General features: G+C 38.0%; 7 protein-coding genes. All 7 read left to right on the top strand.

The window, feature by feature from the left end; all coding sequences use genetic code 11:
- Position 1 precedes the first annotated feature (1 nt).
- The 7 genes from dpdF to dpdD are packed head-to-tail and all read left to right on the top strand — an operon-like array spanning position 2 to position 14,560.
- Positions 2-2,497: a protein DpdF gene (gene dpdF, locus ACYX4W_RS04030; protein ID WP_476074742.1), complete on the top strand. Its 2,496-nt coding sequence runs from the start codon at positions 2-4 to the stop codon at positions 2,495-2,497.
- Complete coding sequence (gene dpdG, locus ACYX4W_RS04035; RefSeq protein ID WP_476074743.1) at positions 2,497-3,462, top strand: protein DpdG; 966 nt, start codon at positions 2,497-2,499, stop codon at positions 3,460-3,462. The genes dpdF and dpdG overlap by 1 nt, the downstream gene beginning before the upstream one ends.
- Entirely contained in the window at positions 3,459-6,539 is a 3,081-nt protein-coding gene (gene dpdH / locus ACYX4W_RS04040) for a protein DpdH (protein WP_476074744.1), read from the top strand. The genes dpdG and dpdH overlap by 4 nt, the downstream gene beginning before the upstream one ends.
- Positions 6,536-7,336 (top strand): hypothetical protein, encoded by an 801-nt coding sequence (locus tag ACYX4W_RS04045; protein ID WP_476074745.1) that lies wholly within the window; start codon positions 6,536-6,538, stop codon positions 7,334-7,336. Before dpdH ends, ACYX4W_RS04045 begins: the two co-directional genes overlap by 4 nt.
- An 18-nt stretch (positions 7,337-7,354) precedes the next feature.
- Positions 7,355-11,764 (top strand): protein DpdJ, encoded by a 4,410-nt coding sequence (gene dpdJ, locus ACYX4W_RS04050; RefSeq protein ID WP_476074746.1) that lies wholly within the window; start codon positions 7,355-7,357, stop codon positions 11,762-11,764.
- Positions 11,765-11,787: 23 nt separating this feature from the next.
- Positions 11,788-12,372 (top strand): phospholipase D-like domain-containing protein DpdK, encoded by a 585-nt coding sequence (dpdK, locus tag ACYX4W_RS04055; protein WP_476074747.1) that lies wholly within the window; start codon positions 11,788-11,790, stop codon positions 12,370-12,372.
- The gene (gene dpdD / locus ACYX4W_RS04060; protein WP_476074748.1) at positions 12,353-14,560 is read left to right on the top strand and encodes a protein DpdD; all 2,208 of its coding nucleotides are present in this window, start codon (positions 12,353-12,355) and stop codon (positions 14,558-14,560) included. The genes dpdK and dpdD overlap by 20 nt, the downstream gene beginning before the upstream one ends.
- Positions 14,561-14,590 lie beyond the last annotated feature (30 nt).

Here is a 14,590-nt window from a genome sequence, read left to right on the forward strand (position 1 = left end):
AATGCCTGAAATAAATTCATTGAAATTAAATGAGTTTGAGTCCCAGTTTTTTATTGAAGAACTGTCAAATTTTCAAATCTCCTTCAACGGTAACTTTTTCTTTGACAGACTTCTTTCAGTTGTTAAATCCGATAATGTTAGTTCAGTAGATGTGCTGCTGGCAATAAAGGATTTCTTAGTTTCAATTCATCAAACAGTCAATCAAAATTACATTAGTTTTGCCTTTCCACGAGAATTAAATGGACTTGAGTTGGATATTGCAAAAAAGGCTGGAGTGACTCAAAGGCAAGGGACTAATTTACTACAACTCGATCAAAGCAGCCTCCACAAACACGATTTCGATGTTTATACCTTGAAGAACACAAGAAAAACCGTACCCGTAAAGCTAGATGAGTGTTTAAAGAATAAGCTTGATGGACTTGGGTACAGCAAATACCAAACGGCAGGGCAAAGATTAGCTGTTCGTGCATGCCTTACAGCTAAAAAAGGTTCAACTATCTTTGTTAATTTGCCCACCGGATGTGGTAAAACTCTGATTTCACACGCCTCGATAATTTTCCAAAGAGAATTTGCTAATACCATTGTTATTCTTCCTACAGTAGGCTTGGCAATCGAGCAAGCTGCAAGAGCTAGAGAAATAATTCAACATTGTGGCATTCCTGTTGTTTCCAATTACTGTTGGCATGCAAGTTTAACTCAGGAAGAGAGAAAAGAAATAAAGTTAAACATGCAATCAGGCCGTCAGAAAGTTCTCTTTACATCACCAGAGTCGCTTACTGGCAGTTTACTTCATTTACTGTTTTCATTATCGAAAAGCGATCAAATAGCAGAAATTATTGTTGATGAGGCCCATCTAATTGATAGTTGGGGCACTAATTTTAGGCCCGACTTTCAAAAATTTGGAGCGTTGCTTGCAACACTTAGACAGGTTTCAAAAAGTAAGTTTAACACTGTCCTGATGTCGGCAACGTTTACCCAATCGAATATAGAGGCTATCAATAAAGTTTATGGCGATGGGGTAAACGAACCGATTATCGTCAACGGTAATTTTCTTCGCCCAGAAATTAAAAGCTCTGTGTTAAAAGTTAATAGGCAAGAGCATCTGACTTCAGTATGCAAATATGCCTTTTTACTACCGAAACCATTGATTTTGTACACGACAATAAAGTCTGAAGCCGAAGACGTTTATAATAAGTTAAAGGGTTATGGGTGTACCAGGATTGCTAAGTTTGTCGGCGACACAAAATATGAAGAACGAAATAATATAATAGAAAAATGGAAGAGTAACCAGTACGACATTATCGTTGCAACTTCTGCTTTTGGTGTCGGTATGGATAAATCTGATGTTAAAACAGTTTTACATGCTAGTGTTCCAGATAACATCGATAGGTATTATCAGGAAATTGGAAGGGCTGGCCGTAATGGTGACTCTGCAATAGCACTAATGGTTTATCATCATGATCAGTTATCCATTGCTCAAAATATAAACAGAGAGAATATCATATCGATCGAACTAGGGTTTGAACGCTGGATGGATATGTTTGCGCGAAGGCAGACTGTTGATAGTGATTTGTTTGAAAGTGACGATCTTTATAAGCTAAACACTTCCATTTTTCGAAAAGATTTAGAAAAAAAAACAGATACGAATAGCGAGTGGAATTGGTTGACTTTGCTGTTTATGCAGCGTGCTGGTGCAATTAAAATATATTATGAAGTCCCTAAGCCACCTTCAACGTTAGATGAAATTCATGACCAACTAAAACTTCAAAGGTTCTGGGAAGATTATTCTGAAACAATAGTAATAGAGTTGTTAGAGCCAAGAGCACTGAAAAAGGATTATTGGGAAACTGAAATTAATGAATACAGAGAAAGTGAGTTAACTGTCCAAAATGAGCGATTCAACGTTCTGAGGCATTACCTGGAATATAATTCAAAACCACTCTGTAAAACGCTTTCTAAGTACTATTCGATTAATCATATTCCCGCACAGCGCACCTGCAGAGGGTGTGTCAACTGTGAGGGTTTTTTCCCGACCGTTGGAAAGACAGCCTATCTGGATAATTACAACTCCCTGGCAACATCAACCTCCAGTTTAAAAACGCTGATTTCTAACCGGAATATGTGCATGGTTTACTTTGAAAATCACGATAGTTTCGATTGGAAAGGATTACTGAAATCAATGCTAGAGAAAAACATTATTTCGGGAATTCAAGCATCTGAAAGATTTTTAGCTGAATTCCAAGAATCTATGCCCGTTGGCTTTGATAGATTCTGGATTTCTCAAGAGTTTGAAGATGAAGCAAGCTACTGGCCAACCGCATTAATTACTGATGGAAGCGCGAAAGTGATTGATGTGCCGAGGTTTAGAGAGAATGTAACGTATTTCTTTGCTGAGCGGTCAAAAAAAGAGTCGGGCAAGGAATATCGAAATTGGTACGAAAATTATTCAACATCATTATCAATAAGTAACTTTAGAAATCTGCTAGGAAAAAACTGATGTCAGTAATAAATAATATGCACCCCGGCAGTCATATAACCTCACTGCATTTTATTGATCGTTTGGTGAACCGTCATTTACGCTCAAAGAAAAAAAGCTCAGAGTTTATATCTGTATCCGACATTCTAACATCAAGCATGCCTGACTACCTTTTTATCGCCGATGAAAAAGACGAACTAGGTCAGTTTAAAAAAAACGAGAATCCAGAAAAAAAGTTAAAGGACACTCTGACGTTCTGGAAGAGCGAGGGCCTGTGGGAAGAAGATGGTGACAATATTAAAGCTTGGTCAGAATTGTCAAGTGACGAAAACCTCGGGGAAAGAGTATCTCAAGTCTTATTCAAAAAGCGGTTGGATATTGTAAATGGAACAAGAATAGAACCACTAATAAGAGGAATGGCTCTCTTACTGAGCTTAGATTCTTTGACTTTTACTGGTGGCAGTTTTTTTACATCTACAGAAATCGAAAATATAGTTGGGAAGTATCTTCCGACTAGATCAGATGCTGGCACACGCCTGACTATTAACTCTAGTAATGAGACTAAGGCTTTTGCTAATTATGGACTTTTAACAGGTTTTCTAGAAAAAGTTACGAAAGATAAGTTTGTGGTTGACCCTACTCGCTTAATTAGGCCTGTCATTAATAAGATCTTCAAAAATTCAGATAATGTTAATGAAATGCCAGTAGAAGAATTTTTAATTCAACTAAGAGACATACTTCCTGTAATTGATGGTGGAGAATATCGCATCATAATTGAGCAACTTATTCGATCTAAGATAAAAGATTGGACACCTTTGCCTGACCATGAATTGTCGGCAAGCCTTTCTCATGCATTGTACCGACTCAACCTTGAAGGGATTATTTTTCTTATACCTAAATCTGATGCTGAAAAAACCGTGCAGTTGAAACTGCCTGGAAATAAAAAAAGGCCAGTTAGTCACATAAGATTTGGGGGAGTGAAATGAGTTTAGACAGATATTGGCCCTCCGTACAGAACGTTATAGATTGCATCAAAACTGAAGCTGAAGAACTCTCTGATGAGACATTGCTTGCTGTACATGAACCGATGAGGTTGACGAAATATAGTAGCAATACATCTGAAGAAGAGGCCACTGAGAAGGACCTATTAGAGCACTTTTTAAAGATTGACAGGCCAATTCCTATCGTTGCTGATGCAGGCCTCGGTAAATCACACCTAATAAGGTGGCTACATGCTAAGCTTAAAACAGAGAAAATAGTTCAGGAAGAGAACTGGCAGATAGTTCGAATCCCCAAGAATGCGAGTTTAAGACAGACGCTTCATCTACTTCTTGATGGTTTGGATGGGGATGTTTTCGAAAGCGCGAGGAAGCAAGTAGATGAAGTCGGGAGTACTCTTGTCGCCCGGAAAATAGCAGATCTTTTTGGTACTCATCTTAAGCATGGTATTCAGGACATTAAGGAGGAAAGTCTCCAACTTTTGGATAGTTGCCAACCTGGGTCTGCTGATTTCAAAGAGTTAGGGGAGAGGATAGCTTTTGCTACAAACCTTCCTGATTTAGTTGACGATATCCAGTTTAAATCGAGGTTCATCAGTGATGATAGCTACATTTATAATATAGCAACCAGGTGGATAAAAGGAGCGACAGAGGAAGAGTTGCGTCAAAAAGAATTTGCTTTGTCACAGAAAGATTTCGACCTTTTAATTGAAGAGATTGAAGACGATGATTTATCTGCAATCGGACGTAGAGCATTAGGGACTCTTAGACTAAAAAGTAATCCTGAGCAAAGTAAAAAGGCTTTAGAAGTAATAAATGAAGGAGTTGGCCGAGCCTCACAAACCGCTTTTCAACAGTTATTTCAATTTGGTAGTGGTAACTTCCAGGATTTATTTAAGGAAATAAGAAAGCACCTAAAAACTCGTAATCAAACTCTTGTTATTTTAGTTGAGGATCTCGCTGCAATTTCGGCTATCGAAGATGTCCTTATAGATTGCCTGTTAGAGGAGGCTAAAGATGAATTATGTACTCTGAAATCAGTACTCGCAGTTACAAGTGGTTATAGTGGTTATACAAGAAGACAAAACACTATTAGGACGAGAGCAAGGTTTGAATGGCAGATCAAAAATAATCAGGACGGTCAGGAAGAGATCCCTAACAAAATAGTCGACTTCTGTAGTCGGTATCTAAATGCGGCGCGCTATGGGAAATCTCAATTACAGGAAGTAATTAGCCTTGAGAGTTGGGATGATAGAATTCCTATATGGAATTACGAATTAGATGAGAATGATAGCCTGTGTTTGGATGCATTCGGTAAATCTTCCATACAGATCCCACTTTTCCCGTTTAATAAAGAGGCCATAGTAAATCTTGCGAAATGGTATTGTTCCAACGATTCAGGTTCGTTAATCTTTAATCCACGAGATGTGTTAAATGATATTCTACTTAATATTTTAAGATATCAACGAAACGACTACGAAGCAGGCATGTTTCCGAAGAATGTTGAACTTAAAGAGCGCAAACCAACTCTTCTAGCTGAATTGAGCAATTTGGGTCTTTCAACTCAGCAACAAGCTATAACACTCTGTTCAATCTGGTCAGATAAATCTAGCCTGGAAGCTTTGAAATCAGCTTTACCCAAAGAAGTTGCTATTTCATTCCATTTACCAGAACTTGCTCCCTACTTAGGAAGCGAAATTCATATCCCTACACCAAGCCCTATTGTTGTACCACCACAAAAACCGATTGAACCTGTGCCTCTTCCTACTCCCAATAAGTCGGATTTATTGGAGGAGCAACTTGGAAAATGGTTCAACAAAGAGGCACCAATCGATTCTAAGTTGGCGAATGATTTTAGAAGTCAACTCTATAAAATGATTGAAGAATCCCAATTTTCTGAATGGATGGGGTTTAAGAATAGTAAAGTCTTTGAAGTCGGAAAAACTAAAAGAACAGCATTAGAAGCAATTCTGAAACAGGGAGATCGTTTCCTAATTTCTATACCAGGTTCTAACAACAATATAAGAGACACGCTGATTGAATTTTGTTCGGAAGATGACTTTTTCTCTACTCAAGAATCTTTCAATATAGTTCATAGAACTGCACTAGCGATAATCCGTTATCACAGAACTAATAAAGATAATCCAGATACGGGGTGGAATTATGAAAAAGGATATGAAGATTTTGCCTATTACCAAAGTTTCGCTGAAAAATGGGTTCCAGATGTTTTAAAGATAGCTCTCAAAGCGTTACGTAAGAAATATTTAGTACGCTCAGTTGATAAGCAGTTGATGCTGTTAAGTGGTTTGGGACTAAAAGAGCAAGGTAGTCTCGAAAATACGCTTTTCATGAAAAGTGTACACATTAAAGCGATTCTAAAGGAACCGTTAAATTCTGGCTTCGAACAACTAAGGACTTCTTTGTTAGACCAATGGGACGATACGCAAAAAGTTTGGTCCAGTCTTGTGCTTATTGACAATGTTGCTGCCGACTCAGACATATTAAAGGCGGCAATCAAAGAAGCTAAAAAAAATGGAGAGGAGAAGCTTGATTCAGTATCACGGCGACTTAAGAAAGCGGCAATCGATGAAATAAAGCCTAACCTTCATAAAATAAAGATGTGTATAGGCGATTGTGACAATAAAGAGGAATTTCAAAATTTACTCGAAGAGATAAGAGGAGTTTATAAATCTATTCAAGATTTGGGATTGTATCCTGATGAAACCCTGACGCGTAAAACGGCTAATCAAGATATCAAAACGTTGCTAGAAACTTTAAGTTGGATTGATGTTAAAAATGCCATCAAGCTAATAGCCATTGAAGATGAGCAAAAAGAGATTGAGATACTTGCCAACCTTGATGGGAAACTCATCACCCTATTGTCAAAAGTTCTTTCCCAATGGGAAGCTTTTGAAAAGTTAGCATTGCCGGAAATACAATTGGTCAATAACACTGTTGGAGCAAACCGGTTAAGTTCTGTCAACCAAAGCATCAAAAATACTAACGCTGATTTAAGCCAAACACTTTCGGACTTAACCTCGTTTATGGAGTCAGATAGTAAATGAATAGTTTGAAGGAAAGAATTGCTACTTTTAAATCAGAAATAATGTTGGCAGATAGTTCCCAACAGAATGAAGTGATTATCGAGGGTAATGAGATTATTTACAAGGAACTGCGTCTTGTAAGTGACAAACTCAAAACACAGTTTGAAGTTATAAAAGCTTTGAACTTTGTGAACAAAGTATTAGAAGAGACGCCAGACTACACCACAGTTTTTTCTGATGATGGTATATATCGAAATGGCGTAAACTCTATTGTTTTCGATCGGGAGGTAGAAGAGTTAATTGGCAACGCTATTATAAAGTTTGATGAGTTTGAGCGTGCATGGAGAGAGGAGAATTATAAAGTACAACAAAAGGATTCCTATATTCATGCCCGAGAAATGTTGAAAGGATTGTTAGAAAAAATAAAAGCGGCTAATGAAGATTGTTGGCGAAAGTGGTTAGCATTGATAGATAAAAGTGTTTTTATTGAAGAGCAGGTCTTAGAAAGCCAGAAGCACAACCCAACTCAAAAAGATAATTACAAACAATTTATCAGTGATGCTTCTAATTTAGAAGCGCTGAAACAATCTAGAACAGTTGCAAAGGAAGACGCAGTTCAAATTAAAAAGTTACATGATTCAATGGTGAGTCTGAAAGCTCAATTTGATGTTTCTGATTTCCCCGAAGATGTTGCCAGGTTTTTTAAGGCTCTGAATTCTCGATTTGAACCCGCGACTTTAGATTTGCTGACCCCTCAAGTCTTAGACTGGCTTAATTCCAACAGTAAATTAACGAACTTCAAGGTAGAAAGAAAATAATTGGGGAAGTAGTCGTTTATGGTAGATGAGAAAGTACTGCGGCAAAGTTTGGATAACTGCCTGGACATAATTGAGCAGAGAGAGTTTAAGCTTTTGGCGTGGGGTGATGCAGAGGTTCGCCATACAAAGGGTGAGATACTTGAAATTATAAAGTCTCAAACTTCTCAAAATGCTCAAGATGTATTTAGAGAATTAATAAAGAGATGTTTAATCTTTTCTGTCGCTGATATTTTCTTTCCCGATGCTTACCGAAGCCGAATGGCTCAGTCGGTTTATCTTTCTAAAAAGTTGCGACAGTGGTTCCACGGACAAAGACTTCAGAATACGAAGACTCTAGTCTCAGACTTCAGATTTATACGGAGGGCGAGAAAGTACCCCCAGAGGGATATCGAACCTAATTTAGTTGTTGATGAAGTATGTAAATCGAACCAGTTGGGCGGGAACCACAGAGACGCGCTCTTTTCTATGCTTGATGGTAACCAAGAGTTAAAGCTTTCTGGATTTCAAAAAAGAGCGACAACAAGAATTCTGAATAAACTGACTAAAAAGAGTAATGTCGCTTCTGCAACTATAGTGTGTGCAGGAACTGGTAGTGGTAAAACGCTCTCATTTTACTTACCAGCGCTAGCTAATTTGGCTACCGAGCTCACTCAAAACCAAGAGATCAAAGTTAGAATCTTAGCAATTTATCCTCGAAAAGAATTGCTTAAAGACCAATTTCAAGAAACATTTTTCCAAGCGAGGAAGCTAGACTCTTACTTGCAGAGACATGACGCCCGAAAAATTAGAATCGGCACGTTTTTCGGTGATACTTGGAGTAAAAACGACTCAGAACTAGCTAATGGGAACCTTTCTTATAATATGTTGAGTTGTAAATGCTCGGGCGTATTAAAGTGGAAGTACGAGGATTTTGTCGCCAATAAGGAAGTGCTAATTTGTGGTTCTTGCGGTGAAAGAATTAATGGAGATGAGATCGCGTTAACACGAGAGTCTCCAGCGCCTGATATTCTATTTACGACAACCGAAATGCTGAACCAGCATTTAGGAAACAGTTTCTCAAACCATCTGTTTGGTGCTCGAAAAAATCAATCTATTCCTTTGGTACTTCTAGATGAAGTGCATACTTATGAAGGTTCTACTGGGGCGCAAACGTCTTATTTACTTAAGCGATGGATGAAGTATACGAATTCTTCACCACACTTTGTGGGGCTGTCAGCTACGTTAAACAATGCTTCCAAGTTTTTTGCCTCATTCACCGGTGTTTCTGATTATCAGGTTGAAGCTATTGAACCACTAGAATCCGAAATGTTAGAGGAAGGGGCCGAGTACTTGTTGGCTTTGCGAGGAGATCCCGTATCTCAAACTGCGTTACTTTCTACTACGATTCAGACTAGCATGCTGTTTCAGAGAATGATGGATACTAAAAACGACGCTGTTTCAAAAGGTACGTATGGAAGCAAACTGTTTGTATTTACTGATGACTTAGATGTGAATAACCGTTTATTTGAGATGATGGCCGATGCTGAAGGTTGGGATCATGCGTTCAAAAATCTCAAACCGACTAAAGTTCCCTTAGCATTTCTAAGAAGCGGCAAACACCCCAAATATGACGTTCAAAAAGAGCAAATGAACGCACTAGGCCAGGATTGGTCTAATTGTGAATACATCGGCCATGCTATGAATGAGCATGATAGAGCCAGAGTTTCTAGAACTTCTAGTCAAGACTCAGGGGTTGATCGCGACGCAGATATTACAGTCGCAACTGCATCACTTGAAGTTGGATTTAATGATCCAGAAGTAGGGGTTGTTATTCAACATAAAGCTCCAAGAGGAATGGCATCGTATGTTCAGCGTAAGGGACGAGCTGGGAGGGCTAGGGGAATGCGTCCCTGGATGGTAACGGTCTTATCTGACTACGGTAGGGATAGAGTTGCATTTCAGCGATATGAGGGTTTGGTAGACCCTCAGATAAAATCTAGCAGGCTTCCCGTCGAAAATAGCCACATTCAAAAGATGCAAGCATGTATGGCAACACTGGATTGGCTTAGTAGGAAAGTGGGTAAATCGCACTTGTGGTCTAACCTTAAGAATCCCGTAGGGAAAACTAATAAATTTTATTTTAAGACTCTTAAAAATGAACTTGAAGCTCTTAATAGTGATGAACAAAGCATAAAAGAGTTGAAGAAATACCTGACGGCAGCATTGAGATTGTCGGATGAAAAAATCAACCAACTCTTTTGGCAAAGCCCTCGTTCGCTAAGAATGGACTTCATACCAAATTTATTACATAAAATTGAAACTGATTGGTCCATAGATGGAACCAAGTGGAAGGGGGTTACTAAAAGCGGGTCGCCTATGCCTGAGTTCTTCCCTGCTACTTTATTTAGCGAATTGGTTTTACCCTCACTTAATATTTGTATATTGAGAGGGAAAAAAGAAGACAGAAAAAAAGAGTGGCACGAGTTACCTTTGTTTCAAGGCTTAAAGGAATTTGCTCCTGGTAGGATATCTAAAAGGTACAGTGTCAATAACAAGTCCGAAAGCGATTGGTTGGTATCTGACAGTTTTTCACCCATACCAGAAAAAGACATGAAGTGTGGGATTGAGGTTTATGACGCATTTGGAAAAAGTGCAGAGCCAATTAAACGGGTTGTTTTAGACTCGAGTAATAGTATCGAAATATTTAACCCGACTGAGTTATATACAAAGAGAGTTGAAAACAAAAACATAACAGACACTAGTAATGCATTCTTAAATTGGGAGTCAGACTTTTATGTTGATTCTGATTCTCATAAATTGAACATTCCACATAGTTCTGATTGGCTCGAACTTCTGAAGAGCGTCTGCTTTTTCAGCCACGCCCAAATGACCCCGATTGAGTTAACTCGATATACAACAGGATCAGAGGCGACTATAAAATTTAAAACAGGTGAGTCGTCCAAGGTTGACTTTTACTGGGAGAATGACGGTTCACCGGTGGGTGTAGGAAGTGTACTTTTTGTTGATGGAGTTTGTTGGGATTTTCATTTTACCGAAAAGTGCTTGATTCAACTGCTGAAAGATCCTGTTCTCCTAAGCAGCCTTCGGGCTGCTTATGTTGAAGCATTATTCAAAGAATCATCATTGTTTAAAAACCAGTTCCAAGGTGGTTGGGTTTTCGATTGCATCACAACAGCAATATATTATTTAGCTTGCTCACTAAATCGAACAATTAAGTCTGTTGTAGAATCTATTTCAGAACCCGATATTAAGAGCGCAATTTGTTCAATTCCATTGGAGGTCTTTCAGATGAAAGACTTAGATGGTGAAAATACTGAAGAGCAAGTTTTGCAGAAGGATATTATTGAATTTCTGCACAATGAAAATAACTTAGTTGCCTTAAAGCCTTTGCTTCGTTTTTTATATGAAGAAAAATTAACCACAAAACATTTCATATCATGGTTCAGAAATATACTCGCAAATACACTGTGCGGTGGGATATCTGCAACGCTCCATAGTCTTCTTCCGGATGTTAGTGAATCTGATATTAACGTCGATTACGTGTGGGCGGGGGATAATTTGAAAGTTTGGTTAACAGAAAATGAAGCTGGCGGTGTTGGTATTGTGTCTCGCTTTGAAGATTTGTATGTCAATGACCCGTTGAGCGTGCTAAATCATTTATCAAGAAGCTTTGACATCGGAGAATACGAACAAGTTAACTACGATATCCATCAGTTATTGATTCAGTTACAAAAGAACGATGAATTGTCAGATGCAATAGAGAGATTTAGGCAATCTAACTGCTACCGCGATAGGTTGGAGGCTTCAAGAGAACTTAGAACCGCTATTTCTAAGCTTGGAGTGACCCAAACACATAGTTTCAACAGTCTACTTCATACCAGATTGTTAAAAGCTGGGAGTACATCAAAAAATGATAAAGAACTCTTAGGATGGTTAAATCAATGGGAAAATATAGAAAGTCAATTTCAGTTAGAAATACCCTTAGTTTCTATGGCTTATCTAATTGCTAAAAACAATGCAATTGATGGAAAGGTCAATGAGGCAAAAGATAAAATTTTAGCACTTCTTTGGCCGAAAGGGAGTGCTATTAGGCAAGCTTCTATTCAATTCTATAACCGATTTGCGAGTGGCATAAAAGTTTTTGAAAGGCTTGCTGTAAGTCGATTGTTTGTAGACAAGGTCAAGTCTGTCGAGTACTCAACAAACTGGAAGCAAGAAGTGTCTGATGTTTTAACTTCGAAAAAACAAGGCAAAGTTGAACTACGGATGAGTTTTGAAGATGTGGATAAGCTAAATAGTATTATTTACGAAATTAACACGTCAGCGATTGAGTACTTAGGGATGTTGTTTCACACTCGAATTATCAAAATAACTCGACAAAAAAATTATTTATCAATTCATTTGGAAATAGCAGAAACAATACAATGATGGAGTTAACGTCTAGGGACATAATGACGAAATCTCTTCTTGGCAAGAGAGAATTAAGAGAAGTTTTATCGAGCATTTTTGCTGGCGTAATCATTGTGCCTCAGAATTTATGGTTGGTAACTGCATGGTTAACTGATTTTGACGTTTTGGACAATAGGTCAGGTAATTGGAGTTATTTAAACCCAGAATGGGGGGCTAGGCAGGTAAGTTTTCTTGATTTGTTAGAAACTGCAGTCAAGAGCGGATGTCACCTAAATTTAGTAGTAAAGGAAGACACTATTAACGATGCGGTTCTGTATCGACTTCGGACTAATCTTGGCAAAGAGGTTGGCTTCGGAATATGTGAAAGCCAAGAAGTTCATATAAAAGGTTTTCTTACAGAGTCATGCTTTTTAAAGGGATCTATGAACTTCACCTATTCAGGCGCTAGCAAAAATGAAGAGATGCTTTCACTCACTGGAGATGAGCATCAACTTTCAAGTGCGAGGATTGAATTTAAAGAATCCTATCACTTTGAACCTAGGGCAATCGAGCCTAACAATCCAATTATTAATGATGAACATGTTTCAAACATAGAAGATGACGAAGATGATCATGACTTCTTTTAGGCAGGGTAGTTGGCTGAAAACATTCTTCAGTTATGAGAACTTTATCGAAGTTGATAAACCTAACAGTGATGATCTGCTAAATACAGTCTATCCGTTGATAATAGATGCTAAGGACAAGTTACAGGAGAATCGCCCCTTCTTTTTGGCATCATATAGTGACAATGTTCTTTACTTCTATGGATTTAGTGACGACCGCAAAAATCTAATGGAGTTAAGAAACAGTTTACATTTTGCCTTGGGTACTTCTGATACGAGTCATTGTCGTATAATTCGGCACCCCTCTTTTGAATACGAAAAAGACGCCTTACAGGTTTTTCCGCATGGAATCGTTAGATTTGAACTCCTTGAGCACTCAAACAAAGATCAACAACTTGAAAGTGTTAAGTATGTAATTGCGAAATTACTTCAGATATCTAAAAGATTCGAAATTAAGCCAGTTTTTAACCCGAATACATCAAGGCCTGTAGGCCGCATGCTAAGGGATTTCTTTGTTGCCTGCAGGCATAAAGATTCTGATTTAATCACAGGCTATTTGGCTGAGATTAAAAACTCTGGAAAACTCAGTCATAGAAACATTCTCAGTCTCGAATTGCAGTCTCTTTATGCGCAGTCAAAATGGGAAGAAATACTTAGCCATGACTCCTTAATAGATTACGTAAGCGGAATAATTCCTAGTCGCATCTATCACATTTTAGTTAGAGCCATTGCAAAAACTTTGGCAATAGACGAAGTCCGTATTGAAGAGATGGATTTGATGTTAGTTAGGGCTAAGTTAGACAAGTTCCAGCCCTTTTTAACAAATAAGCTGGCATTAAAGAGAGAATCGAGGTTCCAAGACGATTGGAAATTTTGGGTTTTGCTGAATGTTATATTGGGCGTAGAAAATATAGTTGATGTAATCCCTGACTTTATAGAAAAGTCTTGGATTGAAAATATAGAGTCTTTAATAAAGAAGACAGCACTAACACTCAAAGTGAAGCAATCTTTCAGCGAAGAGTTCAAATCTTTATTAGCAGGCCCTAAAGACGTAAATACAGCCAGTGCTTTATTTCGCTATGCTGAAAATTGCTCGTCCAGTGAGATACCCGAAATTCTTGACTGGCTTGATAATCTGCCGCTAGAAATTAGAAAAGAGATAAAATCGTGCATTCCTCTGAGAAAAAAATGGAATGAATACGAAGACTATGTTTATGGTGTTAATGATGAATCTAAGGATGTCCAGGAAGAAGAAGTAACAAATGGCTTGCCTCATTCTGAAGTACATCCTACTTTGGATTGGAATACCTGGTTTTCTAATGGGTATAAACGTTCAGTTAACGTCGATCTTCTTATGGAATCAAAATCGGAAGGTTTCGATTTAGATATGGTTACTAATAAGATAAAGGAATGTAGTGAACCTGAGAAAATTAGAGACATATCACCGCACCTCCTAAGGTGGATTGAAGAACGAGAAGTTAAAACGGATTCAGAATTTTGGTTATCTTTAATTGAACTAATCTCAGTCGACGACCAGACTTCATTAACGACAATTCTTCTCCTTAAGGATCTGATTCATCACTTTTTGCAAACTCCCCATTCTGAAACTCAATACAAGGAAGCTTTGGATGCATTTGACTTGGTACTGACCGTAGAGTTAAGCAGAAGGTCACTTGGAGTGGTAATTGATTTCATTGAGTCCTTATTTGACTACGCAATAAAAGACGAAAATTATTTGAAATTTGGAATATGGCCCAAAATAAGATCGTTTGCAGCAGACCATTGGGATGAATATGAAGTTGATACACAAAGTGTGCTTATTTGGTTAGAAAAGCAACTTTCGCCCGAGTCCCTTTTATTCGAGAAACTTCGCTCTCAAAATAACAATGCATCTTTCAATACGAATTTTGAACGGTTAAAAGGCAAAAGAATTGGTATTTCTACTCTTACGGAGAAAGCAGGAAAACGAGCAGCAGAAATCCTTAGAACTTTGTTTCCCTCTGTTGATGTCATTTTAAACCATGACAAGGTTGCCACAGATAAGTTAAAGAGTTTGGTAAAAACAGCTGATTATTTTGTTTTTTGTAACAAAAGTGCTGCTCATCAATCATATTATGCGGTTAAAGATATAAATAAGAATATTATTTACCCAGATGGAAAGGGCAGTTCTTCGATTGTGAGAGCTTTAATTGCTAATTTAGAAAGTGTTTAAGTGATTTTGCACCAGGTACTTACAGAAGAA

Source organism: Alteromonas sp. ABH4_454, assembly GCF_056311775.1.